26 protein-coding genes are annotated in these 26,055 nt (G+C 51.6%); 10 read left to right on the forward strand and 16 right to left on the reverse strand.

The window, feature by feature from the left end; genetic code table 11:
- Positions 1-220 precede the first annotated feature (220 nt).
- The 3 genes from AC5M9B_RS05260 to AC5M9B_RS05270 all read left to right on the forward strand — a co-directional run bounded on the left by AC5M9B_RS05260 (position 221) and on the right by AC5M9B_RS05270 (position 2,518).
- Positions 221-1,759 (forward strand): sodium-dependent transporter, encoded by a 1,539-nt coding sequence (locus tag AC5M9B_RS05260; RefSeq protein ID WP_070654753.1) that lies wholly within the window; start codon positions 221-223, stop codon positions 1,757-1,759.
- Complete coding sequence (locus tag AC5M9B_RS05265) at positions 1,756-1,848, forward strand: methionine/alanine import family NSS transporter small subunit (protein ID WP_016687493.1); 93 nt, start codon at positions 1,756-1,758, stop codon at positions 1,846-1,848. The genes AC5M9B_RS05260 and AC5M9B_RS05265 overlap by 4 nt, the downstream gene beginning before the upstream one ends.
- A 262-nt stretch (positions 1,849-2,110) precedes the next feature.
- Entirely contained in the window at positions 2,111-2,518 is a 408-nt protein-coding gene (locus tag AC5M9B_RS05270) for a YMGG-like glycine zipper-containing protein (protein ID WP_070654752.1), read from the forward strand.
- A gap of 99 nt (positions 2,519-2,617) precedes the next feature.
- Here AC5M9B_RS05270 and smc read toward each other — a convergent pair whose 3' ends face one another.
- The 7 genes from smc to AC5M9B_RS05305 form a co-directional block, all read right to left on the reverse strand.
- Entirely contained in the window at positions 2,618-6,100 is a 3,483-nt protein-coding gene (gene smc, locus AC5M9B_RS05275; protein WP_487648335.1) for a chromosome segregation protein SMC, read from the reverse strand.
- A 127-nt stretch (positions 6,101-6,227) separates the two neighbouring features.
- Positions 6,228-7,940 (reverse strand): flotillin family protein, encoded by a 1,713-nt coding sequence (locus AC5M9B_RS05280; RefSeq protein WP_070654748.1) that lies wholly within the window; start codon positions 7,938-7,940, stop codon positions 6,228-6,230.
- 190 nt (positions 7,941-8,130) lie between these two features.
- A complete protein-coding gene (locus AC5M9B_RS05285; protein WP_070654746.1) occupies positions 8,131-8,823 on the reverse strand; it encodes a transglycosylase in 693 nt (230 codons plus the stop codon).
- An 84-nt stretch (positions 8,824-8,907) separates the two neighbouring features.
- Positions 8,908-9,477 (reverse strand): hypothetical protein, encoded by a 570-nt coding sequence (locus AC5M9B_RS05290; RefSeq protein ID WP_070654744.1) that lies wholly within the window; start codon positions 9,475-9,477, stop codon positions 8,908-8,910.
- Between the two features lie 79 nt (positions 9,478-9,556).
- Positions 9,557-10,222, reverse strand: a complete 666-nt coding sequence (locus tag AC5M9B_RS05295; protein ID WP_070654742.1) for a YqiJ family protein — start codon at positions 10,220-10,222, stop codon at positions 9,557-9,559.
- 241 nt (positions 10,223-10,463) lie between these two features.
- Complete coding sequence (locus AC5M9B_RS05300) at positions 10,464-10,946, reverse strand: OsmC family protein (RefSeq protein WP_070654740.1); 483 nt, start codon at positions 10,944-10,946, stop codon at positions 10,464-10,466.
- A gap of 68 nt (positions 10,947-11,014) precedes the next feature.
- Positions 11,015-11,242: a hypothetical protein gene (locus AC5M9B_RS05305; RefSeq protein ID WP_070654738.1), complete on the reverse strand. Its 228-nt coding sequence runs from the start codon at positions 11,240-11,242 to the stop codon at positions 11,015-11,017.
- A 128-nt stretch (positions 11,243-11,370) separates the two neighbouring features.
- Here AC5M9B_RS05305 and AC5M9B_RS05310 point away from each other — a divergent pair, with 128 nt between their 5' ends.
- The gene (locus tag AC5M9B_RS05310; protein WP_070654736.1) at positions 11,371-11,715 is read left to right on the forward strand and encodes a hypothetical protein; all 345 of its coding nucleotides are present in this window, start codon (positions 11,371-11,373) and stop codon (positions 11,713-11,715) included.
- Between the two features lie 54 nt (positions 11,716-11,769).
- Positions 11,770-12,219, forward strand: a complete 450-nt coding sequence (locus AC5M9B_RS05315; protein WP_070654734.1) for a PepSY domain-containing protein — start codon at positions 11,770-11,772, stop codon at positions 12,217-12,219.
- A gap of 97 nt (positions 12,220-12,316) precedes the next feature.
- On the opposite strand, the gene AC5M9B_RS05320 is transcribed toward AC5M9B_RS05315, so the two are convergent.
- From AC5M9B_RS05320 to AC5M9B_RS05340, 5 genes are all read right to left on the reverse strand, one after another.
- Positions 12,317-12,979 carry a PspA/IM30 family protein gene (locus tag AC5M9B_RS05320; RefSeq protein ID WP_049222777.1) on the reverse strand — a complete coding sequence of 221 codons (663 nt, stop codon included), beginning with the start codon at positions 12,977-12,979 and terminating at the stop codon, positions 12,317-12,319.
- A 42-nt stretch (positions 12,980-13,021) separates the two neighbouring features.
- Positions 13,022-13,783 (reverse strand): hypothetical protein, encoded by a 762-nt coding sequence (locus AC5M9B_RS05325; protein ID WP_487648336.1) that lies wholly within the window; start codon positions 13,781-13,783, stop codon positions 13,022-13,024.
- 82 nt (positions 13,784-13,865) lie between these two features.
- A complete protein-coding gene (locus tag AC5M9B_RS05330) occupies positions 13,866-14,156 on the reverse strand; it encodes an NTF2 fold immunity protein (RefSeq protein ID WP_070654730.1) in 291 nt (96 codons plus the stop codon).
- A gap of 110 nt (positions 14,157-14,266) precedes the next feature.
- Positions 14,267-15,037: a DUF3304 domain-containing protein gene (locus tag AC5M9B_RS05335; RefSeq protein ID WP_070654728.1), complete on the reverse strand. Its 771-nt coding sequence runs from the start codon at positions 15,035-15,037 to the stop codon at positions 14,267-14,269.
- Positions 15,038-15,164: 127 nt separating this feature from the next.
- Positions 15,165-15,665, reverse strand: a complete 501-nt coding sequence (locus AC5M9B_RS05340; RefSeq protein WP_016687483.1) for a hypothetical protein — start codon at positions 15,663-15,665, stop codon at positions 15,165-15,167.
- A 190-nt stretch (positions 15,666-15,855) separates the two neighbouring features.
- On the opposite strand from AC5M9B_RS05340, the gene tldD reads away from it, so the two are divergent.
- The 4 genes from tldD (at position 15,856) to AC5M9B_RS05360 (ending at position 21,620) form a co-directional block, all read left to right on the forward strand.
- Positions 15,856-17,352, forward strand: a complete 1,497-nt coding sequence (gene tldD, locus AC5M9B_RS05345; protein WP_209283077.1) for a metalloprotease TldD — start codon at positions 15,856-15,858, stop codon at positions 17,350-17,352.
- Between the two features lie 310 nt (positions 17,353-17,662).
- Complete coding sequence (locus AC5M9B_RS05350) at positions 17,663-19,936, forward strand: Tex family protein (RefSeq protein WP_070654726.1); 2,274 nt, start codon at positions 17,663-17,665, stop codon at positions 19,934-19,936.
- Between the two features lie 145 nt (positions 19,937-20,081).
- On the forward strand, positions 20,082-21,149 hold the full coding sequence (locus AC5M9B_RS05355) for a Fic family protein (protein WP_070654724.1): 1,068 nt from the start codon (positions 20,082-20,084) through the stop codon (positions 21,147-21,149).
- A 129-nt stretch (positions 21,150-21,278) separates the two neighbouring features.
- Positions 21,279-21,620: a hypothetical protein gene (locus tag AC5M9B_RS05360; protein WP_045072473.1), complete on the forward strand. Its 342-nt coding sequence runs from the start codon at positions 21,279-21,281 to the stop codon at positions 21,618-21,620.
- 53 nt (positions 21,621-21,673) lie between these two features.
- Here AC5M9B_RS05360 and AC5M9B_RS05365 read toward each other — a convergent pair whose 3' ends face one another.
- The 4 genes from AC5M9B_RS05365 to AC5M9B_RS05380 all read right to left on the reverse strand — a co-directional run bounded on the left by AC5M9B_RS05365 (position 21,674) and on the right by AC5M9B_RS05380 (position 24,958).
- Positions 21,674-22,516, reverse strand: a complete 843-nt coding sequence (locus AC5M9B_RS05365; protein ID WP_049226585.1) for a class II glutamine amidotransferase — start codon at positions 22,514-22,516, stop codon at positions 21,674-21,676.
- Positions 22,517-22,707: 191 nt separating this feature from the next.
- Positions 22,708-23,376 carry a hypothetical protein gene (locus tag AC5M9B_RS05370; RefSeq protein ID WP_070654723.1) on the reverse strand — a complete coding sequence of 223 codons (669 nt, stop codon included), beginning with the start codon at positions 23,374-23,376 and terminating at the stop codon, positions 22,708-22,710.
- Positions 23,377-23,718: 342 nt separating this feature from the next.
- Complete coding sequence (erpA, locus tag AC5M9B_RS05375; protein WP_003680162.1) at positions 23,719-24,057, reverse strand: iron-sulfur cluster insertion protein ErpA; 339 nt, start codon at positions 24,055-24,057, stop codon at positions 23,719-23,721.
- A gap of 208 nt (positions 24,058-24,265) precedes the next feature.
- Positions 24,266-24,958 carry a S24 family peptidase gene (locus AC5M9B_RS05380; protein WP_049226590.1) on the reverse strand — a complete coding sequence of 231 codons (693 nt, stop codon included), beginning with the start codon at positions 24,956-24,958 and terminating at the stop codon, positions 24,266-24,268.
- A 293-nt stretch (positions 24,959-25,251) separates the two neighbouring features.
- On the opposite strand from AC5M9B_RS05380, the gene AC5M9B_RS05385 reads away from it, so the two are divergent.
- Positions 25,252-25,530, forward strand: a complete 279-nt coding sequence (locus AC5M9B_RS05385) for a hypothetical protein (RefSeq protein ID WP_003743692.1) — start codon at positions 25,252-25,254, stop codon at positions 25,528-25,530.
- The last annotated feature ends 525 nt before the right edge of the window (positions 25,531-26,055 follow it).

Here is a 26,055-nt window from a genome sequence, read left to right on the forward strand (position 1 = left end):
AAGGTCATCTGAAATTCCCAGAGTTGCCCAAAACGCAACTTAAATCTGTTTTCCGCTTGCCAAGCCTGTTAAATTTTTTTACGATACAGCCATAGATTGTAAACAAAAGGTCACAAGCCGATTGTTTTTCAGACGACATTACCCCTGTCAGACTTCATTTCTATAACCGTAAGCCGCCAAGCGGCTGTTTTCATACCACATCAAAGCAAGAGGTATCAAAGTGTCTGATTCCAAAACAAACGAACGCGCGACGTTTAGCAACCGCCGCGCGTTTATGATTGCCGCCATCGGCTCTGCCGTCGGCTTGGGCAATATCTGGCGTTTCCCCTACATCGCCTTCGAAAACGGCGGCGGCGCATTTCTCCTCCCTTATCTGGTCGCGCTCTTGACTGCGGGCATCCCGCTGCTGCTGCTCGACTACGCCATCGGCCACCGCTACCGCGGCTCCGCTCCGCTGGCTTTCCGCCGCCTCGGCCGCTGGTTCGAGCCTGTGGGCTGGTGGAACGTCATGACCAACGTCATCATCTGTATCTACTACGCGGTTATCATCGGCTGGTCGGCAAGCTATGCGTATTACTCGCTGAACGCGGCATGGGGCGCAGATCCGCAGGCGTTTTTCTTTAAAGACTTTTTGAACATGGCAGGTCCTGAAGCTTTGGGCTTGGATTTTGTCGGCAAAGTCGTCGGCCCGCTGATCGGCGTATGGCTGTTTACCTGCATCATCATGGCTTTGGGCGTACAAAAAGGCGTGGCAGGCGCATCTTCGTTTTTCATGCCGCTGCTGTTGATTATGTTCATCATCATGGTCGGCATCTCGCTGACGCTGCCGGGCGCGGCTAAGGGCTTGGATGCACTGTTTACGCCCGACTGGTCGAAACTTTCTGATCCGAAAGTCTGGGTTGCCGCATACGGTCAGATTTTCTTCTCGCTCTCCATCTGCTTTGGCATCATGGTGACTTACTCTTCCTATCTGAAGAAAAAAACCGACTTGGGCGGTACCGGCTTGGTCGTCGGCTTTGCCAACAGCAGCTTTGAATTGCTCGCCGGTATCGGCGTATTCGCCGCGCTGGGCTTTATGGCGCAAGCCAAAGGACAAGCCGTCAGCGAAGTGGCTTCCAGCGGCATCGGCTTGGCATTCATCGCCTTCCCAACCATCATCAACCAAGCCGGCACTATGGGCGCAATCATCGGCATATTGTTCTTCGGTTCGCTGGTATTCGCAGGCATTACCTCGATGATTTCCATCGTCGAGGTCATCGTTGCCGCCATTCAGGACAAATTGAACATCGGCCGTGTCAACGCCACCCTGCTCGTCTGCATTCCGATGGGCATTATCTCCACCCTGCTCTTCGGCACGACTACCGGTCTGCCCGTTTTGGATGTCATGGACAAATTCGTCAACACCTACGGCATCGTTGCCGCCGGCTTCGTCTACGTTTTGGCCATCATCGCCCTGCGCAAACTGCCCGAGCTGCGCAACCACCTGAATGCGCTCTCTTCCGTCCGCGTCGGCGCGATTTGGACTGCCTGCGTCATCTTTACCGTTGCCATGCTCGGCTATATGTTGTACCAAGACACAATTGGCCTGCTTAAAGAAAACTACTCGAAATATCCCGACGATTTCCTCAATATCTTCGGCTGGGGTATGTCGATCGGTCTGATTGTCATCGCTGTGTTGCTGTCGCTTCTGCCTTGGAAACATGGTCAAAACTTCAACGTCAAAGACGAACACGAACATGAACAAGGAGACAAAGAATGAGTACCTCAGCCATCATCATGATGATTATCGCACTCGTCGTCATCTGGGGCGGATTCATTCTGTCCGTATGGCGGCTGCCTGAAGAATAGGCTTTTTCCAACAAGTGTTGCAGACACCGCACAGGTCGTCTGAAACCCAAACACCCCGAAACCGCATACCGGCTTCGGGGCGTTTTGTTACCGCTAAATCCAATATAGTTAAGACTTCCAATCCATCAACCAAGCAATCGTGCCTCAACAAACAACATTTGTTTACGCTAATTTTCTACAGAAAAATGAACGGCGAACAAAAGAATGACTATAATGCTGACCATTCTCCGGCACCTGCCGTGTTTCACGAAAGGACGAAACAATGACTATAAAACCACTTATGGCGGTATTGCTCGCCGCCAGCCTCAGCCTCCCCTCCATCAATGTGGAAGCTAGGGGCACTGACAACCAAAGAAAAGCTACCCTTATCGGTGCAGCAGCAGGCGCAGCTTTAGGCGGACTGTTGGGTAACGATGAACAAAGCGCGTTCATTGGCGCGGTAGCAGGTGGTTTGGCAGGTAATGCATACGCCTATCGAAATAAAAAAATGAACCAGAAAGACAACGACAGCTATTGGTACGACCGCCGTTACCGCGACTACCGCTACGATCGTGATGGTTACGACTATGACGATCCTTACTACAGTGAGGCACGCTACAAAAGACATAAACACCACTATCGTAAATACCGCGACTGGTACAATGATTACTACGATTACAACGATGATTAAACGCGCAGCCTGTATATCTTAAAAAAAGGTCGTCTGAAAATACACTTTCAGACGACCTTTCCTATTTCAAATTCAAACAAGCAAAACTCCACCACTTCATCACGGTTCCGCCATTTCCAACGCCTGCTTGATGTCTACGGCGACGACGCGCGAGACGCCTTTTTCCTGCATGGTTACGCCGACGAGCTGCTCTGCCATTTCCATGGTCAGGCGGTTGTGGGAGATGTAGAGGAACTGGGTTTGCGCCGACATTTCTTTGACCAGGTTGCAGAAGCGCGAGGTGTTGGCGTCGTCCAGCGGGGCGTCGACTTCGTCCAGAAGGCAGAAGGGGGCGGGGTTGAGGCTGAACAGGGCAAACACGAGGCTCATGGCGGTGAGGGCTTTTTCGCCGCCGGAGAGGAGGTGGATGGTGCTGTTTTTCTTGCCGGGCGGACGCGCCATGATGGACACGCCGGCGGTCAGGAGGTCGTCGCCTATCATTTTGAGGGTGGCTTCGCCGCCGCCGAAGAGGGTCGGGAAGAAGGTTTGGACTTTGCCGTTGACGGCGTCGAAGGTTTCTTTGAAACGCTCTTTGGTTTTGTCGTCGATTTGGGCGATGGCTTCTTCCAAAAGGGTGATGGCGGCCTGCACGTCTTCGCTCTGGCTGCGGTAGTAGCCGTCGCGTTCGCGCGCTTCTTCGAGTTCTTGCAGGGCGGCGAGGTTGACGGCGCCGAGGGCTTCGATTTGCTGGGTGAGGCTGCCGATGCTGCTGTTTAATACTTTCGGCGATTCTTTCGCCAACGCTTCGAGCGCGTCCAAATCGGCGGCGCGTTCGGTCAGGTTTTGATGGTAGCGTTTGGCGTTAATCAGGGCTTCCTGCTGTTGCAGCAGGGCGGTTTGGGTGGCGGCCTGAAGCTGCGGCAGCTTGGTTTGCAGGGCTTGTACGCGGGCGTATTGTTCCCTGCCCTGCTCCTGAATCTGCGCGAGTTTTTCCTGCACGGCGATGTATTCTTCGTCCAGCGTGTGCACGGCTTCGGTCAGCTCGTCGAGCTTGATGTGCTGCTCGTCGTTTTGGAACTCGGTTTCATAGGCGAGGGCAAGCTCTTGCTGGCGTTCCTGCCAGTCTAGGGTTTGCTGTTCGAGCCGGGCGATTTGCTGCTGGTAGTTTTGTTTTTGCTGGTTGAGCTTGTGGACGGCGACTTCGGCCAGCCCGTATTGGCGGTTGGCTTCCAACAGGGCAAGCTGCGCCTGTTTCAGACGACCTTGCTGTTCTTGGCGGCTGTGCGCGGTGGTTTGCTGCTGGTGTTCGAGTTCGGCGGCGGCTTCCTGCAAAGTAGCGATGTCGTCTGAAAGCCCGTCGGACGTGTGTTGCAACACGGTCTGTTCTTCCGCCAACTGCGCCAGTTCGCGCTCGATGTGTTCGCGGCGGATTTGCCCTTGGTTGGTGCGTGCCAGAAGTTCGGCGGCGCGTTGTTGCGCCTGGCTGTATTGGCGCGTGTGCTGCTGTTGCTGCTGCATCAGGTTTTTATGTTGCACTTCGGACGAGCGCACGGCAGCCTCCGCCTGTTTGAACGCAGCTTCGGCGGCGGAGAGTTCGGGAGCGAGGTTTTCCAGTTCGGACGCGATGCCGTCGAGGCGCGCTTTTTGGGCAATCAAGCTTTCCTGCGCGGGTTTTGCATAGAGCAGGACGCTGACTTTATCGACCTGATGGCCTTCGGGCGTGAGCCAGATTTGGTGTGCGCCCAAATCGCTTTGATGCGCGAGGGCGTAGCTCAAATCGGGTGCGCACAATACGCCGTCGAGCCAGTGGTGCAATGCCGTCTGAAACGGCGGCTGCGCTTGGATTTGGTTCAGCAATGCCTGTACGGGCAGGGATTTTTTGATGCCGCCGGAGAGGTCGTCTGAAAGCCATGCTGCCTGCCCCTGCGGCAAAGGCGCGGGGGGAACGAAGCCTTGCGGCACAGCGCGGGCGTGCAGGCGTTCGGCAAGGATGACGGACAAGGCGTGCTGCCACTCGGCGGGCGCGGTGATGTGTTGCCACAGTTGCGGCGCGGCGGCGTGGTCGGTTGCCTGCCAGAAGTCGGCGGCTTCCTGCTGTTGAGACAGGATTTGCGACAACGCCTGCTGCTGCGCCTGCAAGGTGATGTGTTGTTGCTTCAGGCTTTGGAAGCGGTTTGAGGCCGTCTGAAACGCCTCGCGGGCGGCGTGTAAGGCTTCTTCGGCGGCGATGATTTGTTCTTCGTAATGCTCTTGCTGGCTTTGCAACAAGGCGGCGGCTTCCTGCGCGGCGGCGGTTTCGGCTTCGTCGGGCAGGTTCAGGGCTTGGTTTTCCTGTTTCAGACGACCTTTGCGCTCTTCATGCTTGGCAACGGTTTGTTCGGCATGGGCAAGCTGCTGCTGCTTCAACGCCAGTTCGCGGCGGATGCGGTTTGCTTCGTCCTGCTGGGTTTGGAAGGCGGCGTTAAGCGTGGCTTGGGCTTCTTCCAATTCGGGCAGGCGCTCTTCGTGTTCGGCAACCTGCATCGCCCATTCCGCCAATTCGGTTTGTTTTTCTTCGGCCTGCAACTCGTTTTCTTCAAGCTGCACGCGGATTTGCTGCTGCTCCTGATGGATGCGCTGCATCTGCGCCTGTGCCGCCTGCTTGTCGCGTTCGATGCGTTGGTGCAGGTTTTGCTGATGGCGGATTTGCTCTTCCAAACGGGCAATCTGTTCGCGCAACACGCCGCGTTTGTTGCTCAGTTCGTGCACCGCCTGCTGCTGCGACTGCTCGGCGGTCTGCAAGGCGTGTATTTCGTCGTTTAACGCCTGAACTTGTGCAGCAGTTTCGTCCTGTTGCGCCTGCAAAGATTGATGCTGCGCGGTCGCTTTATCGGCGGCGGCAAGCGATTGCTGCCATTGGGCGTAATCGAGCAAATCCTGTTGTTGGTTCAACTGCGCGGTCAGGGATTTGTAGCGTTCGGCGGTTTCCGCCTGTTTCTCCAGCTTTTCCACCTGACGCGCCAACTCATTCTGCAAATCGCCCAAACGCTGCAAATGCTCGCGCGTGTCTTTCAGACGACCTTCCGTCTCCTTGCGGCGTTCCTTATATTTGGACACGCCCGCCGCCTCCTCGATATAGGCGCGCAACTCCTCCGGCCGCGCTTCAATGATGCGCGAAATCATCCCCTGCTCGATAACGGCATAACCGCGCGCGCCCACGCCCGTACCCAGAAACAAATCGGTAATGTCGCGGCGGCGCACGGTCTGATTGTTGATGAAATACGTCGATTCGCCCTGACGCGTCAGCTGCCGCTTGATACTCACCTCGGCATACTGCCCCCACGCCCCCTGCAAACTGTGGTCGCTGTTGTCAAACACCAGCTCCACCGAAGCCCTCGGCGCAGGACGGCGCGTCGCCGCACCGTTAAAAATCACGTCCTGCATACTCTCACCGCGAAGCTGCTTCGCTGAAGCCTCGCCCAACACCCAACGCACCGCGTCAATCACATTCGACTTGCCGCAGCCGTTCGGCCCGATAACCGCAACAAGCTGCCCCGGAACATGAATCGTGGTCGGATCGGTAAAAGATTTGAAGCCGGAGAGTTTGATGTGGGTCAGGCGCATGGGATAAGGACGGGGAGAAAAAAAATAAAGTGGGATTTTATACTAAAACATCTGACAAAAGGTCGTCTGAAACCCTGTTTCGAGGTTTCAGACGACCTTTGCTTTCAGACTTTCTTAACGGCGCGGCTTATTCTTTGCCGATGCCTTTATCCAGCCCTTGCGTCAGACCGTTGATGTCGCCGCCGTTCAGACCCAATTCTTTCAAGAGACCGTCAACCAGCGGGGCTTGGCTGCGGTAGCGCAGGGCGCTGTTGACCATTTGGTCGGCGAGGCTGGCTTGTGTGGTTTGGCCGTCCGACACGCCTTCGGAGCTGTTGGCAGCGCCGCTGAACCCGCCCAAGCCGTTGACTTGCAGAATCTTGATGTCGTCGATGTTTTCCATCGGGCGCACGGATTCGCGGATGATGTCGGGCAGGTGTTTCAACAGGGCGAGGCGCACTTGCATTTCGACTTGCTCGACGCTCAGGACGTTGGCGGCTTCGTTGACGGCGCGGGTACCTTCGGCATCGACTTTGTATTGCTGCTCTTGCGCTTGTGCCAACAGGACTTTGGCATCGGCTTCACCTTTGGCTTGCAGGCGTTGTTTCTCGGCTTCGGCTTCCGCGGCGATGCGCACGGCTTCGGCGCGGTCTTGCGCGGCCTGTTTCTCGGCTTCGGCGGCGACGGTGAGCGAAATCGCGTCTTTTTGTGCGGCTTCTTCGGCGGCAATCAGTTCAACCGCTTTGGCACGCTCGGCGCGTTCGGTTTCGCGTACGGTAATCACGCTCTCTTCTTCACGCACGGCGGCGGCACGGGCTTTGTCGGCCTCGGCTTTGGCTTCGGATTCGGCACGCGATTTCTCGGCAACGGCAATGGCGCGGTCTTGTTCGGCAAGCTCGATAGCTTTGCGGCGCTCGACCTCCGCCTGCTCGACGGCTTGGGCTTTGCGGATGTCTTCGTTTTTAATGTCGCGTTCGGCGGCAATGCGTTTCAAATCCACTTCGCGCTCGGCGGCGATTTTGGCTTCTTCCGCTTCGCGTTTTTTCTGTGCTTCCTGCTCGGCGATGCTAGCTTCCTGTTCGGCGCGGCGCACGGCGATTTCTCGTTCTTGCTCGAGTTTGGCGTATTCTTCTTCGCGCGAGATTTTCAGGCGTTGCTGCTCGGCTTCGAGGTTTTTGGTTTTAATCGCCAAATCGGTGTCTTGTTCGATTTCGTTGCGTTTTTTGCGGCGGCCTTCGATGGTTTCGGTCAGTTTGGTCAGACCTTCCGCGTCAAAGGCGTTTTGCGGGTTGAAAAACTCGAAGCTGGTTTGGTCGAGGCCGGTCAGGGAGACGGTTTCGAGTTCGAGGCCGTTTTTAAACAAATCTTCGCTCACGACTTGTTGCACTTTCTGAACGAAATCAACACGTTTTTCGTGCAGCTCTTCCATCGCCATTTCGGCGGCGACGGCGCGCAGGGCATCGACGAATTTACCTTCGACGAGGTCTTTCAATTCGTCGGGCGACATGGTTTTCATACCCAGCGTTTGCGCGGCGGTGGCAATGCTCTCGGCGCTGGGTTTGACACGGACATAAAACTCCGCCATCACGTCAACGCGCATCCGGTCGCGGGTAATCAACGCCTGCTGCGCCGCGCGGCGCACTTCGAGACGCAATGTGTTCATGTTAACGGGAATGATTTCGTGCAGCACGGGCAGCACCATCGCGCCGCCGTTCATGATGACTTTTTCGCCGCCGAAGCCGGTGCGGACGAAGGAGACTTCTTTGCTGGCGCGGCGGTACAGGCGGGTGAGGATAAGGCCGAGTACGAACAGCGCGACGAGTATGACGCCGGCGATGATGCCGATGGAAACTAAGTTCATGGGTTTTCCTTTCTTGTTGTCGATATATCCTTGAGGGGCGTGGGTTCAGACGGTTTTTTTAGGGTTTGGGGTCGTCTGAAAAGGTTAAAAATCTGGGGTTTTAAAGGTACTCGGATTCTTGAATCCGACAATTTGGGTTATGTGCAATACGGCTTGAAGCGGAACGATTCGTCGGATTCTTGAATCTGACCTACCACGTTTTCTGTTGTTGTGCATATTTTTGGAACAATTTTGCCAACCCATTCCAGCAGTAATATGCAGCACATCCCGACAGTACGGTTAGGATGAAGATAAAGCAGAAAGTAGCAGGCTCAATTCCTTCAGGCAATGCCATTTGGCGCAGAAGCGCATACAGGCAGAGCAAGATGGTTGCCGACCATAACAGTGCAAAAATAAAGCTCCATATCAGCCGCCATACCGTTGCACGGACTTCGGTATTTTTCCGTAGCCGGTAATCGGCAATCAGCCGTTTGCCGCGCAAATATGCAGACACGCCCGCCAAGCCGCTAAAAATCAGGCAAAAAACCACCAATCCTATGTTTTGTTTATCAAAAATGATGCTTGCAAAAAATAAGGCGAAAAATGTTTCAAGCGTCCATATTGCCCAATGAATGGCGGGGTAGCGGATTTGCGGGTTTTCAGACGACCTGAACCAGCCTGTCAGTCGTCCGCCGAAATAGATACCGTACCACGCCCCTGCCGACAATAAGGCGACGAGTATCAGATTTGCAGGTTCACTGCCCGCTCTGGTCAGACCATACAAAGCCGTTACACCCGACAGAAACGCGGCAAGCCACAATATTAAGGCCGCTGTCCATTTCAGCCATAATGCTGCCGAGTTGGACTTTTCCAAACTTGGCTCGTTGTTAAGAGAGTTATCCATACAAATTTGTTTTCTTGATTATTGTTTTGTGTTTTATCAATATTCTTGGGTGTTTCTTTTTTCGCAGTCTGATAGCTGGGTATCTTACCTTGAATTCCACTGCCAACCTGTTAATTCAATAAATTCGTTTTGGGAAGCTGTTGTACAAATATTGTGTCTTCCTAAGCCCAGCAACCCGCCGATGACTGTTGTTCCTCTGCGTTCGGTAATCAGACTGACTCCGACGATGTCCCGCATATGTATACGGTCAAACTTCCTGTAAGCCCCGTCATGTCCGCCTTGATAACGGATGCGTCCGAATGCACCGTAAATAATCAATTTTTCGCGATCAATATAAATCGATTTCCGGGTCGTCAGCCCGCACCACCAACGTTCCACGCGCCACAACCAAAACAGCGTGAGCATAATAGCCAGCAGCCAAGTCATATTGCTTGAAAACGATGGATCCATCCATTTCACCATCTTCGACCAGAGACCGCCTACGCCGATGAGACCGAACAAGAAAGCAACCAAGGGTTGAAACAACAAACCTCTGAATAACGAATGCTGAAACAGTAGTCCGTCGCCGACAACGATGACTCCTCGTGGCAGCTTGTTTTTCAACGCTTCGATGCGGGATTGCATATCGCGCTCGGACTGCGCCAAATAATCCATATCTATCCCCGTTTTGTTTTTCTAATTAATTGATAAATGGTGATTCATTGCAAACCGGCGTTTATCTTTTCAGACGACCTCAATCCACCAAGCTCCCGCTCGGATTCAAAATTGCCTTAAACGTATTTCCCTCCAGCGACACCAGCAACACCGAGTCGCCCTGTTTCAACACTTCGTCAGAATCCGGTTCTGCCATCACATAATGCTGTTGACCATACACATCCTTCACCCGCACCTGCGCCGCGCTGCCTGCCCGCGCCTCGCCCAGCACCACTGTGCCGATGCGTCCGATTAGGCTTTCCTGCGAAACGGCGGTGGTTTCGTCTTTGGGCATGATTTTGTACAGTCCGCCCGCCGTCAGGCGCACCAGCGGCAGCGAAATGAACCACACGGCGACTGCCGCCAGCCATCCATTCAGATAGCTGCCGAACACGGCGGCAAAGGTCGTCTGAAAGAGATAGCCCGTCAGTCCGTACACGGCAAGGAACACGACCATCAGCATCAACACCGGCACGCGTCCGACATACAGCCAGCTCAGAAACCTGACGAACACGCCTGCGTCCGCCGCGTCCAGCCCGACTTCGGTATGCGCGGTTTCGGTCAGGCTGTCGGGCAGCAGGTTGTCCAGCCAGTCGCTGATGCCGCCCGCCAGCATAGAGATGACTTCCAATACGCCGAGCAAAACCATCAGCGCGATGGCGATGCCGAAGATTTCCGTCTCGGGGGCGTTGATTAAATTCCACATATTCCGTTCCTTGTTCTGTCAACTTTCAGACGACCTTAAGTAGACTGCTTGCGAAAATTTGAATGTTTGACTGCCGTCATTCCCGCGCAGGTGGGAATCCAGAAGTTTGCGATTACGGCAATCTTCAAATAATACTTCTGAAGAATCGAGGTCTGGATTCCCGCCTGCGCGGGAATGACGGCATTAGGTATGCCTTATTTGAATTTGACCTATCCGTGCATCCCAAACAGACATTCGGTTTTCAGACGACCTCTCCGCTCTCAATTTCGGCGCGACATTCAATCGGAAAGTTGACCGAGTTGGCGATGAAACACAGGCGGTGCGCTTCGTGATGCAGTTCCAAAGCCCTGGCGTGGTCGCCTCCTGCGGCGATGGTAACGCGCGGCTTCAACACGGCGGAGACGAAACGCCCCGCGCTCCCATTCCCGCCTTCGTCCATCACCGCTTCGGCATGATCGGTGTAGGCGGTAACGCAGATGCCCGCGTCGGCACACAGGTGCAGGTACCATAGTTTGTGGCAGGCAGAAACGGCGGCCAGCAGCATTTCTTCGGGGTTCCAGCGGCCCGCATCGCCGCGGAAAGCCGGGTCAGCGGAACCGTGTAAGTCGGGCTTGCCCTCGGCGGAAACGGTAAAGTTGCGCAAATAAGCGGTGTAGGATGATGTGCCTTTGCCGAGATTGCCCGTCCATGTTGTAGTGGTGCGGTAAGTGTGTTTTTTGCTCATTTTGACATTCCTTTCAATCATTTACTGTTCGCGGCAATAAAGACGGTATCCGCCTTAAAACGCTGGTTCTAGTTGAGCCAGAAATAGGCAGATACGCCAGCCATCACGCTGATGCTCAGCCACAGCAGGATTTTGGTCTCCGCCCATACGTCATCCCAATACCGCCCCCGCAGCGCGCTGATAATGTCGGGTGTGCAACAGAATTCGACGCATTCGACAAATTCTTCCCAATCCTTAAACATCACAAAGTAAAGCAAGACGGCGGTTAGCAAGCCGATCAAAATGGCAAAAATCATCAAAATCCCCTGTTTTTCAGACGACCTGTGCGTATCGTAAAGAAAGGTCGTCTGAAACCGCTCCTAACTTTTCCCTAAGTCCTGCGTGTTTAAATGTCTATACCGACAACAGACGCAAAGGGAACGAAATGAAACATTCTCAGTCGCAATATACAAAACCGCCCAAACCGCTTTTGAAAAAATTGCTGCTTCCTGTCGCCGCTGTTTGCGCCATTTTTCTTGCAGCAGAAGGTTTCGACCTTTACGAAGACTACGCCCAATACCGTATGGAGACAGACCCGGCGTTCGCACAACACCACGACCGTGCTTTGTCCATCCTGCACAGCAGAGGCTACGAAGTCCACGATTCCGACACCGACCTGCATTGGGCAAGACCCGTTTTGGAATTTGAGGCCTACAAAGGCAGCTTGGAATACAAAATCGTGATGTCTTATCCCGATTTGAACATTCTCGTAGAACGCGTCGATTTATAATCCGCTTCCAAATATTCTTGATTTGACTTACCCCACGTCCCGAAAGGATACGACATGAAAAAACTCTTACCGGCATTACTCTTAGGCAGTATCGCACTGACCGCATGCGCCGCCCCTTATCCTTACGACTATTACGATGACGACTATCGTACCGACCGCTACGAGCAGCGTTATGACCGTTACGATGACCGCTATGATGATCGTTATGATGATCGTTATGATCGCGATGACGACCGTTATGACGACTACCGTTACCGCGACGGCAAGTATTACGATGACGACTACATCGAACACCAAATTTACAGCGATCCGTCTTTCGAGCAAAAACGCGCACAAGTGATGCGGATTCTCGAACGACGCGGCTACCAAGTTCACGAAATCGAAGCCGATGACCGCCGCGGCCGCCCCGTATTGAAAGCTGAAGCCTTCAAAAACGGACGCGAATACGACATCGTTTTCTCATGGCCGGATTTGCGCATCATCAGCGAACACATCGACTATTAATTCGATTAATCCGTTCCGCCACACGCCGCAAGGACAAGCTTCGCGCGGCGTTTTTCTTTTCAGACGACCTTTCCGACAAAGGAGGTCGTCTGAAAACTTATTTTCCAGCCTTCAACGCCGCCAATCTTTCAGCAATACGGTTGTTGCGGCTCAAGTCTTCCAATTCCTTCAATTTTGCCAACTGCGCCGCATCGGTACTGCTGTGTACCGCGTTTTGACGACCCATCACGCGGTCGAAAGCGTTGCCGCTTTTTTCGGCATCACGGGCGATGCGGTTGAGGTCGCTGCCACCTGCCGCTTTGCCTGCGCCCGTGCTTTGCTGCGCGGCACGCCAGTCTTGCAACTGCTGCTGCATCTCGCGTTTTTTCGCCTGCAATGCGGCGATAAAGCCTTCAAGTTCTTTTTCCTGCGCGGCGCAGTCGGCGATGGTGTTTTCCAAAACAGGCAGACGCGCTTCGATGTCCATTTGTTCGGCGATACCCGCCTCGGCAAGATCGTCGCGCCCCGCCGCTACGGCGGCTTGCAGGTTGGCATCGATGGCTTCGTGGCGGTTGCTCTCGTCCGCCATTTTCTTGGCGGCAAGGTGTTTCTGCGCCAACACTTTGCCCAATTCGGCACGCACTTCGTCCACCGCCCGCTCGATTTCGCGGATGCTCTCGTTCATTACTGCTTCGGGCGCAAGGTTCTCCGCCGCATCAATCAGGGCATGAAAACCGCCGCTTACCAGACGGCCCACTCTGCGGGATAGGGTTTCGCTCATTTGGATTTTCCTTTCTTTATAAAATCATGAGAAATATTGTGTTTAGCGGGCATTTGATTGTGCCAACCAGTCGTAACATTGCTCCCATGACAATGTTTCGTTTTCGTCTTCTTTGCCTTCCAGCAGGGCTTGTTCTAAAGCTCGTCTGAATGTGGCGCGGGTATCCAGGTGGGCAAACCAAGCCGACAGTCGGGCAGCGAATTGCGTTCTATTCGGACAATGCTCGGGCAGATAGCAGACTTTGTGCCAATCCGGCTCGTCGCTTCCATACGGAATTTCTAAATACAAGTCGACAAATTCGCGTAAAGCTGCCGTTTTATCCGCCTGCTCCGTCCACACTGCCAGCAGTTCGTCGACAACATCCAATCCGGCGAATTGAAACATATTCAGCCAAACGACCAAGCAGCCTTCATAGCGTGGCGCGGTCAGTTGCGAGTCAAACCAAGCGGCGGCGAAACGTTTTAACCAATCGATTTCTTCTTTTTTCCAGCATTCAGGCAAATTGCAACGCAACTTATCGAGCAACGTTTCATCAAGCGATCGGACATCTTCCTCGTTGACCAAAGCCTGCAAAATACGCGGCAGAAAATGTTTCATGTCTAAAGCCGTCGCAGCTCCTTTGTCCAAAGGCACGCTGCCCAAATACGCCTGCAACATATCGGTAGGAATCTCGCGCAACGGATATTCCAACAACGCCTGTTGGAAATCTTCGGGAGAGCAGCTATTGCAAGTGCAGATATTCAGCGGGAAGCGCACGCTGTAAGGTGCAAATAGTTCGTATGCTTCTGCTATCCATTTTTCCATCTGTTTGCCTCTGTCTTTGATGTCCGATATGAATGTTTAGGAATGAAAGGGAAGCGGGTTTCAGACGACCTCAAACCTTACACTACTTGCTATGCGTGATTTCTTCCAGCCGACCGTTTGCTCCAATAACGGCGCGGAAATTGCCGCCCAATGCTTTAGGTGGTTTGCCGCTGATAATCCAATGTTCCCCGTCTTTTTTCACCCGATACGGCTTTTGCGCTTGAGCGGTTTGTTCACCGTAATGCTGCGTCACATAAATTTCGGTCAGCCGCAGGACTTGTTGCTCGGTAACAGGTTGTGCGCCGCCGTCCGCGCTCGCAGCCAAAGAAGGATAGATGAACATACCGGTCAGAAGCCAATGGTGGATTTTCATTTTTCAATCAGCCTTTTATTTACGCTTCATGTATTGATATTCTTTAACTCATTTGGTCTTAATACAAAAGGTTGCTCTCTGCATTTCTCAGCCATTTTTGCCATCTGGTTTTACTCTCCATATTCAGGCGAACGCCAGTTGATTCTACACATTTCCTTATTGGAAACTTCTGGATATTCAAGACCTGCCAAACATTTTTTCTCCCAGTCTAAACATTCCTGTTTACTTGAAGAAACAGTAACTACTTTTTCCGGGTGACCCTCTAATACATGGCGACAATCTTTCCTAATCCATTCTACAAACTGATCATCCACATTCTCATAATGTGGCAAATACATATAGCAGAACTTCTTCTCGTTCTTTGCCATACATGCCGTCAACGGATCTGCCTTCTCACGCCCTTTCCATCCTGCCCCGCCAGCCATTGCGCTACCTAATACGAATTCCACCTGATGGTTCGGATAAAACGCCACCGTAATGTCTTCGGGTTTCGTATATTCAGGCAACTGCGCCGTATAACGGTACGTCGTCTCGTCGTCAATCGCCCCCGACCCCTCCTGCCATAAAACGGTATATTTCAGATCCGGATGCCACTTGACGGGAAGGTTCGCGCAACAATTAATGCCGCCTCCCGCAAGTGCGGTCAGGTTATCACCGCCAACAGGATAATAACCGTCCATATAGATGGGACTGTTCGAATTCTCCTTGATTTGCGGATCAGCTTTACCGCCCACGTAATAAAGGCTGAAGGTAACGCCCCTATCGGCGTTGTAATTGACGCTGCGGACGGAAACAGGGACGCTGCCGGACGGTTTGGGTTCAACCTGCGTGCAGGCTGACAAAAATAGGGAAAAAAATAACAAATAGGGGTAGGGTTTCATTAAGTATTCCTTAAAAATGGGAACAGTAGCCTGAAAAGAGATGTCAGACAGCTTCTTGATAATCAAATTTACTCATTAAAACCATGTCATCTGTACCCCATATTTCAGTCAGCCTTTCGCTCAAGCTTTAAACCTCACCCGCCTGCTGCACAATTTTCGCCAGTTTCAAAGTGTTCTCAAGCTGTTGCAGTACGGTATCGTCGTATGCCGCGCCTTTGCCGGTTACGGCGAGCTGCAAGATGCTGTCGGTCAGGCGGACGATGCGCCACATCAGTTCGCGTTCGTATTTTTTCAAATCGTCGAGGTCGGCTTCTTCGGGCAGGTCGGCGGCGAGCGTCGCGCCTAAGTCGGGCAGCTGCTCAAACAAACGCGCCACGATATGCGAATGCGCCCCCGCCTGCTTTTCCGCGTGCAATACATCATGTTTCGCCGCTTGGAAAAACTGCTCCTGCGCCGTCAGCGCGGAACCGTAATCGCGCGTCTGCGTATGCGCCAAACGCGCCTGCTTGAGCAGCTCGCGGATTTTTTCAGACGGCGTATTCGCGCCTTCGATTTTTAATTCGGCAATAAAATCAGCGTCTTCCTGAGTGATTCGCACGCTAACGGGGATACGGTTTGTCGCATTCATATTCGTTTGATTTGTTTTGTATTCATTTGAATACAAATGTACAGAATGAAATGACAAGATGCAATGTTCAAAACAGTTTAATTATGTAAATACCGGCCCATCTGAGCAATCATCCCTATCCGCCCCTTGTTTTCAGACGACCCTAACCCCTTATAAATACAAACAATCGACATATCCAAAGTCATAACAAATGCCGTATAATCAAGCCCCAAGTTTCCCCAGCCCTGAAGGTCGTCTGAAAACCATGCACTCAACTTACGCTACCGTACAGCGCGATTTGCTCGAAGCCAATCACCTTTCTCCCGAGCTGCTCGCCAAAAGCCTGAGCATCATCGGCGCGCATCACGTCGATTACGCCGACATCTACTGCCAGCGCACTGCTTTTGAAAGCTGGCACTTGGAAGAGGGTATCGTCAAATCGGGCAGTTTCCAAATCGATCAGGGTGTGGGCGTGCGCGCTGTTTCGGGCGAAAAAACCGCTTTTGCCTATGCGGACAGTTTGTGTATCGATTCGATCAACCGTTCCGCCCAAGCCGTCCGCGTTATCGGTGCGGCAGGCGGCGAAGCTTCTGTCAAAGTACCGTCCGCTGCATACGGCAAATCCGTTCATGCGACGCTGAATCCCATTATCGGTCTCGACTCCGCTGCCAAAGTTGCTTTGTTAAACAAAGTAGAAACGCTTGCCAAAGCCGCCGATCCGCGCATTGTGCAAGTGATGGCGGGGCTGACCTGCGAATACGACATGATTTACATCGCCCGCCTCGACGGCCGACACGCCGCCGACATCCGTCCGATGGTACGCCTGAACGTTACCGTCATCGCCAAACAGGGCGACAGGCGCGAACAGGGCAGCGCGGGCGGTGGCGGACGCTATGACTTGGCTTATTTCGATGAAACTTTGGTGCGGCAGTTTGTCGATTCAGCCGTCAAACAAGCCCTGATTAATCTTGAATCCCGCCCTGCACCCGCGGGCGAAATGACCGTTGTCTTGGGCAACGGCTGGCCGGGCGTGTTGCTGCATGAAGCCGTCGGACACGGCTTGGAAGGCGATTTCAACCGCAAAGAAACCAGTGTCTTTTCAGGTAGAATCGGCGAGCGCGTTGCCGCCAAAGGCGTGACCGTCGTTGACCAAGGCGACATCGCCGACAGACGCGGTTCGCTCAATATCGACGACGAAGGCAACGAAACACGCCGCACCGTATTGATTGAAGACGGCATCTTGGTCGGCTATATGCAGGACGAAACCAACGCTCGCCTGATGGGTACGCAATCCACTGGCAACGGCCGCCGCGAAAGTTACGCCTCCGCCCCCATGCCGCGCATGACCAATACTTTCATGGAAAACGGCGGCTACGAACCCGACGAAATCATCGCGTCTATCGACAAAGGCATTTACGCCGTCAATTTCGGCGGCGGACAGGTGGACATCACCAGTGGCAAATTCGTCTTCAGCGCATCCGAAGCGTGGTGGGTCGAAGGCGGCAAACTGCAATATCCCGTCAAAGGCGCAACCATCATCGGCAACGGCCCTGAAGTGTTGAAACACGTCTCCATGATAGGTAACGATACTGCGTTGGATAGCGGTGTCGGCGTGTGCGGCAAAGATGGGCAGAGTGTTCCTGTCGGCGTCGGGCAACCGACCTTGCGGATTGATTCGGGACTGACCGTCGGTGGCAGTGAGATTTAAGGCAAGTAAAAATAAAACGTCGTCTGAAAACTGTATTGAGGGTTTTCAGACGACGTTTTGTAACATATTCAAGCCAACCCACATTCATTCTACCTGTGGTTTGCCGCCCTCTTCTGCGCCACCATCGGCATCTTGTTAGGAAAGAACTGGCTAAAAAAACAGAAAAAGAAAACGACAGCCTAATGCCTCACAATAAAAGTTGTCTGAAACCGATTTGACATGTATTTCAAACCGATTTCCATTTTCAGACGCCTCCTCCTCCCTCCTCTTCCATTGATATAATGATCACTTTTTCAGACGACCTTTCCTCATGAACATCACCCAAATCCTCTCTCAAGAACTCTCCGCCACCGCCGCCCAAATCACCGCCGCCGTCGACCTTTTGGACGACGGTGCGACCGTGCCGTTTATCGCCCGTTACCGCAAAGAAGCCACGGGCGGGCTGGACGATACGCAGTTGCGCCAGCTTGCCGAGCGGCTGCAATACCTGCGCGAGCTGGAAGAGCGCAAAGCCGTTGTTTTAAAAAGCATTGAAGAGCAAGGCAAACTTTCAGACGACCTCAGGGCGCAAATCGAAGCCGCCGACAACAAAACCGCGCTGGAAGACCTGTATCTGCCCTACAAGCCCAAACGCCGCACCAAGGCGCAAATCGCGCGCGAACACGGGTTGCAGCCGCTGGCAGACGTGTTGCTTGCCGAGCAGCCACAGAACGTGGAAGCCGCCGCGCAAGGTTACCTGAACGAAAACGTCCCCGACGCCAAAGCCGCATTGGACGGCGCGCGCGCGATTCTGATGGAGCAGTTTGCCGAAGACGCGGAACTCATCGGCACGCTGCGCGACAAGCTGTGGAACGAAGCCGAAATCCACGCGCAAGTCGTTGAAGGCAAAGAAACCGAAGGCGAAAAATTCAGCGATTATTTCGACCACCGCGAACCCGTCCGCGCCATGCCCAGCCACCGCGCGCTGGCGGTTTTGCGCGGCCGCAACGAAGGCGTGTTGAACATCGCGCTCAAATACCAGCCCGACGACACGCCGATTACGCAGCAAAGCGAATACGAGCAACTCATCGCCCGCCGTTTCAAGGTTTCAGACGGCCACAAATGGCTGCGCGACACCGTGCGCCTGACTTGGCGTGCAAAAATCTTTTTGTCGCTGGAACTTGAAGCCTTAGGTCGTCTGAAAGAAGCCGCCGACACCGACGCGATTACCGTGTTCGCCCGCAATCTCAAAGACTTGCTGCTCGCTGCGCCTGCCGGACGGCTGACCACTTTGGGTCTCGACCCGGGCTACCGCAACGGCGTGAAATGCGCCGTGGTAGATGACACGGGCAAGCTGCTGGATACCGTCATCGTCTATTTACACCAAGAAAACAATATGTTGGCAACACTGTCGCGCCTGATTAAACAGCACGGCGTGAAGCTCATCGCCATCGGCAATGGCACCGCCAGCCGCGAAACCGACAAAATCGCGGGCGAACTGGTGCGCGGAATGCCGGAAATGGGGCTGCACAAAATCGTCGTGTCCGAAGCCGGCGCGTCGATTTATTCCGCGTCCGAACTGGCGGCACGCGAGTTCCCAGACTTGGACGTTTCCCTGCGCGGCGCGGTGTCCATCGCCCGCAGGCTGCAAGACCCGCTCGCCGAACTGGTCAAAATCGACCCCAAATCCATCGGCGTGGGCCAGTATCAGCACGACGTGAACCAAAGCCAGCTCGCCAAATCACTGGACGCGGTGGTCGAAGACTGCGTGAATGCCGTCGGCGTGGACGTGAACACCGCCTCCGCCCCGCTCTTGGCGCGGATTTCCGGTTTGAATCAAACCCTTGCCCAAAACATCGTCGCCTACCGCGATGAAAACGGCGCGTTCGACAGCCGCAAAAAATTGCTGAAAGTACCGCGTTTGGGCGAAAAAACCTTCGAGCAGGCGGCGGGCTTTTTGCGGATTAACGGCGGCAAAGAGCCGCTGGACGCAAGCGCCGTCCACCCCGAAGCCTATCCCGTCGTCGCCAAAATGCTGGCGCAACAAGGCATTACCGCCGCCGAACTCATCGGCAACCGCGAGCGCGTGAAGCAAATCAAAGCGTCCGACTTTACCGACGAACGCTTCGGCCTGCCGACCATTTTGGACATCCTGTCCGAACTGGAAAAACCCGGCCGCGACCCGCGCGGCGAGTTTCAGACAGCCTCCTTCGCCGAAGGCATCCACGAAATCAGCGACTTGCAAGTCGGCATGATACTCGAAGGCGTAGTTTCCAACGTCGCCAACTTCGGCGCATTCGTGGACATCGGCGTCCATCAGGACGGCTTGGTGCACATCTCCGCCCTGTCTAATAAATTTGTCCAAGACCCGCGCGAAGTGGTGAAAGCCGGCGACGTGGTGAAAGTGAAAGTGCTGGAAGTCGATGCCGCCAGAAAACGTATCGCGCTCACCATGCGCTTGGATGACGAACCAGGCGGCGCAACCAAAGGCAACAGGTCGTCTGAAACCCGACATCAGGAACGCCGCGACCGCAAACCCCAACGCAACGACCGCACCCCGACCAATTCGGCGATGGCGGATGCGTTTGCGAAGTTGAAGCGGTAACATTAGTCTGAAGTGCTATTTAAAGTAAAACCGTTTTGAAACAAATAAATAAAATTAAATTGTAAAAAAAATCCCGTTTTTTTATCATATCGAAGCGATATAGCAAAAAAATGGGATTTTTTTATTAATTAACCGAAAACCTAAAATGTACTCGATCGAACAATTCCCTCCCGAAGCAGACCTCGAAACGGTCCCTGTCTTGAAAAAACTGAATTCCGCACATCGTTATCTGGCCGAATTAAAAGGTATCTGCCGCAACATTCCCAACCAAGGCATTCTGATTAACACGCTGTCTTTGCAGGAAGCCAAAGACAGTTCGGAAATCGAAAATATCATTACCACCCATGACGAACTGTTCCGTGCAGGAATATCGGCAAGTCCATCCAGTCCTACCATCAAAGAAGTGCAAAATTATGCTTCAGCGCTGCATTGCGGCTTCGACCTTATCCAAAAACACGGAATGCTGACCAACAATCATATTTTGACGATACAGGCCGAGTTGGAAAAGAACCGTGCCGGATTCCGTAAACAGTCGGGGACGATGCTGAGAAACGACCGTACCGGCGAAACCGTCTATACGCCGCCGCAACATACGGACGACATCATCCGCCTGATGAGCAGATTGGAAGCATTTATCAACGACGACAACACGGAAAAACCTATCGACCCGCTTATCCGCATGGCGCTGCTCCATCACCAGTTTGAAAGCATTCACCCGTTTTACGACGGCAACGGCAGAACAGGCAGGATTATCAATGTGCTGTATCTGGTTTTAACCGGATTGCTGGATATTCCAGTCTTATACCTCAGCCGCTATCTAGTACGGAACAAAAGCGAATATTACCGCCTGCTGCAACACGTACGCGATACGGGTGAATGGGAAGGCTGGCTGCTGTATATGCTGGAAGCTGTGGAACAAACCGCCAAGGACGGCATCGATACCGTGCAGCAGATCCATCAGGCGATGCTGGACTACAAACACCGCATCAGGGAAAACTTCAACTTCTACAGCCAAGACCTGATTAACCACCTGTTCAATCATCCCTACACAAAAATCGATTTCCTGATGAAAACGCTGAAAGTTTCCCGCCCCAGTGCCGCCAAATACCTGGACGAACTGACAGAAGGCGGATTCCTGCACAAAGAAAAGATAGGCAGAAGCAACTACTATATCAATATCGCGCTGATGAATATTTTATTACCAACTGATTAATAACATTTGAAACTTACCCAATATCGAATCAATATATTGCTTACCTGACGCCCGATGGCTTATCGATACGAACAAGCGTATAGTTTGAGATATTGCAAACCCATCATCACCACCCAAGGAGTCCAAACTATGAAACCTGTTTTGTTTGCCGCACTGATTTCCTGTTTTTCCGTTGCTGCCTATGCGGCTTGCGCCGACAGCCAGCAGCAGTGTGTGATTTATAAAAACGGCAATGTGGCGACTGAAGGCGGCTGTTCGGTCAACAAGTGTCAGAATGCCGATGCGCAGGTGTTGAAATGGAAGCTGAAAAACGGTAAAGGCGTAACCGTGGAAATCGGGAAAAACGGCAAAGTTTTGGTGAACAAAAAACCGGGAGCGAAGGCGAACAACAGCAACGCGGCAGGCATGGGCTTGACGTGTTATGCCGCCGATGCGGACAAGCGTGAGCAGTTCTGCTCGACCAATTATTGATACGACCAGCATGAAAAAGGTCGTCTGAACATTTTTCAGACGACCTTTCATATTTATACGGACACGCCGACTGCGCGGGCAATTGCCAACCCCTCTTCCGCGCTCATGTAAACAGGGCTTTCAGGGCGGTCGCTGCGGACAATATCGCCGTCTCGGAACATGACTAATTCATCAACAGCTAATTGCGACCAAGTTTCGTCTCGGGTCAAGGGCAGTGTGGCAATAACGGAGACTTTGTCATTCGGGGTGGTAACTGCGGAAAAATCGACCATCACGTCATCATCCAAAAGCCGTGCCTTGCCGAAAGGAGCTTTGCGCACGATATAGTGCAGCAGCGTGCTGGCATGTGCAAACAGGCAGTCGCCGTTGGACATCACAAAATTGAACAATCCAAAGCGGCGAATTTCGTGAGTTAGCGCAGCAACGGCATCAAACAAAGTATCGGAATCAGGTTTCTCAGCAAAACGGCTGCGAAGCCGGTTGAGGATATAACAAAATGCACGTTCGGAGTCGGTCGTACCGACAGCATGGTAATACTCGCCTTGTTCCGGATAAAAATCAATCAAATGCCCGTTATGCGCAAAGAGCCAATATTCGCCCCACATTTCGCGCATAAAAGGATGGGTATTGGCCAAAGAAGTCTGCCCTTGCGAGGCTTTACGGATGTGGGCGATGACGTTTTCAGATTTAATTTGATAGGCGCGAACCAAGTCGGCAACCGGAGAATTTGCGCTGGGCTTATCATCGTGAAACAATCGTACACCTTTCCCTTCAAAGAAACCGATACCGAATCCATCGGCGTGATGGTCGGTAATGCCGCCGCGGCGGCGGAAACCCTCGAAGGAAAACATAATGTCCGTTGGGGTATTACAGTTCATGCCGAGCAGTTGGCACATAATTTTGACCTTTATTGTTTTAATAGGAATAGAACAGTCGGATTATGGTACATTGGACAATCCGTTTCAATAGACACGATACAGTATCCCCACAAAATCAATACAACTCTTCATAGCAGGACATCACAATAATAAAAACCGGATTTCAAAATGAAATCCGGTCTACGATATATTCAAATTTAAAGCATTCATCAAAGGTATTTAGCTGCCAAATATCCTGCCGCTACCAAGCCGAATATAGCCAACACACCCAAAACAGAAACTAGAACAATCATGTTGCGCTTGGAAGTAAGGGCCTCCAGTCTAGGATCCTGTCCCAACTCCTGCCGCAATTTGCTTTCAAGTTCGGCACGGATCTCTTTCCGCATCAACTTCTCTTCCCGCTCTTTTTCAAGTTGCAATTTATGAGCGATTTCAGCTTGTTTTTTATGTTCGAACGCAACCTTTTCCTGCCATTCTATGCGTTTGCGTTGGATAATTTGTTCGGTTGCACTGGCAAAATGGAAATGGCAGACGGCACATTCATCCGCTGCCACATCCTCAGTAATCGTCATACAAACGGGACATTGCTTTAAAGAGGTCTCCTCATTGTCACCTTCAGTCTCGCTTACCTGCAACTCCATGGATTGACGCACAATAACATCAAGCCCCAAGTAGTTGAAATACTGCTGCGCATTCTCGCGCTCGTCCTGTGTACAATTCTCGGCAATAATCGCTTGCGGACGTTCAGAAAGTGCCTGAACCAAATCTTCTGCTTCTTTTTCCGGCAAGTTATCATATAGGCATGCATTGATACGCTCATGATCGACATCTGGCGGATAAGAAACATAGACATCGTAAAGTTTGTCAGAGTTTTTCATTGTTATCCTAGAACAAACCGAACTTTTAATCCCATTCACGGAAACCGGCTTGATTTTCCTATACCATAATACACGGCAGCGATCCGTCAACTTATCATCTGACTTAGACACCACTCCCGAAATTTATTAAATTACTCAAATATCTGATAGTTATCCCTTTAGATAAACAACCCTATCGGCAAAAAACCAGATGCAAATCAAATAACAGACAACATAATAGTACATGAGTAAATATTCCCAAAGGGAATTATAGATTATAAGACAGATGATTTTTATTGGAAAGCAATTACAAACGAAAGGCCGTTTGTATAAACAAACGGCCTTTTTTTATCTACATATGGTTCAAACTGAGAAGGATGAACCACAACCGCAAGTCGTTTCCGCATTCGGATTACGAATAACAAATTGCGATCCTTGCAAACTTTCAGTGTAATCAATTTCCGCACCAACCAAATATTGGTAGCTCATCGGGTCCACCAAGAAAGTCAGGCCGTTTTTCTGAATTTCAAAATCGTCATCATTTTTGATTTCATCAAAAGTAAAACCATACTGGAATCCCGAACAACCTCCGCCATTAACAAACACGCGTAATTTCAAATCGGGATTGTTTTCTTCTGCAATCAAATCGGCAACCTTGGTACAGCAGCTATCAGTGAAAATAATTGGACTTTCGTCTGACATGATGTGTTTCCTTTTATATGAATATTTTCGATATTGTCCTGCAAACCTTAACCTAAAGCAAGTCTGCCCTCAGATTGACCGGCATCAAGAGTTGCAGCTTCACGGACTTCTCCATGCAAGATGGAGTCCACTTCTATATTTATCAATAGAGATAAAAACCATAAACCACTACTTAACAAGTCGTCTGAAAATACAAGGACTACACCATTCAAATATTTCGCCCGAACCACTCGACACGCCCGATAATGGCAACATCGTCAGTCAAATTATTCAAATCAATTTCAAAAGTCGGATAAGCCTCATTGGCGGAAATCACATTCACCACCCCGCCTGGCATCAGCTGTAATCGTTTTACCAACAAATTCTCATTAAGCCTCAAAACGTACAGCCCATCCTTCGGCGCAGTCTCAGCATGATTGATTAAAATAGTATCCCCATCATTCAAAACCCCTTCCATAGAATCCCCCTTGACCGAAATAACGGAAAGGTTTTTAGTATCACGGGTAACATAATTTTCTACCCAATACCGACGGAATGCCATGGTAAAAACAGGTTTTTCATCACCTACTAACCGCCCATGTCCGGCGGCAGCCTGAATATCATAACGAGGAACGAAGACAAACTCGTCGATATCAACCGGATTGCCCAATGTATCATAAGCAACTGCAGTAGAAGACGGAACTTGCGCATTAGGGAACGGACTCCCCTCCCCAGTCAACAGCCAGTCAATACTGCAACCTTTCAGTTGTTTGATTTTTTTTAGAGTTTCCGATTTCGGCAATCCACCTTCGTTCCAAATCCTACTAAATCCCGCAATAGTCATATCAATGTCTGCGGCAATTTTGGCTTGACGCGCCTCGTCTTTCCACAAAAACACCAATCTGTCTTTAAATGTATCCATATCAATCCTCAAGCTGAAATGCGCCTCCTACAATGAAGCACTTGAGTTTATTTTACCTTAGTTTTATTAAAAATGTAAGAAAAATATTAGTTGAATTAAGAAAAAGTATTGCATTTTTTGTTTTTGCTTAGTATGATTCTTCCAACGCTTCAAACAAACCAAACCTTCTTCAGCCATAATCAGGTAAAAACATGGCTCGCATTACGATGATTGTAATCAGATTTTCATGAAGCAAAGACTGTTTGACACAAGCAAGTAAGAAAAATCTTAGTTTTATTTGATTGGAGGATATAATGAACCGTTACCGTAAAAATGCATGGCTCGCCGTTGCTGCCTTCGTTTTAGGATTTTTGGCATTTCCTTTCAGTTATTCAGAAGCCCATCAATCTTCCGAACAAAATCTCTCTGCCGAGATGTGCGACCGCCTTAGCGGAATGGCCTCCGACAAAATGGACGGTATCCAATTATCCGTTGCCCAAGAATGCGATACACTCGAAGCCTCACACGATTGGGAACAACAATACGGCGGACTAAACGAACATGAGATAATTGCAGGCATTGTGTACGAATAACTGTTGCATGTTCGAAACTATGCAGGTTTATAGAATACCGACACCTACTTTTTACAACAAACCAAAGCTTTTCAGACGACCTTCTATGTCATCTGAAAATACTTTCTCCAATCCAACAAAGCATTTACATCCAAACATACGGACACGAAGCTAACAAACCGGTTTGACCCGTACTGAAATACTGACTACTACTGTACATTAAGGGTCGTCTGAAAATTTTCAGACGACCCTTAATGTCTAAAATTCTACAAACTTCCCGCCGATACCCAATCAAAACTCAGTACGAACTGTCCTTCTCTAACAGAAACCCCATTTTTATTTTACAATATCGCCCTTTATCTTTCATTCCAGCTTCCTTATGAACGAACACGTTTCCGTCCCCTCTCCCGTCGGCGAAGACTACCTGCTGTTAGGCCAGTACGCCGAACGCGCCTATCTCGAATACGCCATGAGCGTGGTCAAAGGCCGCGCGCTGCCTGAAGTTTCAGACGGTCAAAAGCCCGTGCAGCGGCGCATTTTGTTTGC

This window comes from Neisseria flava, assembly GCF_982712965.1.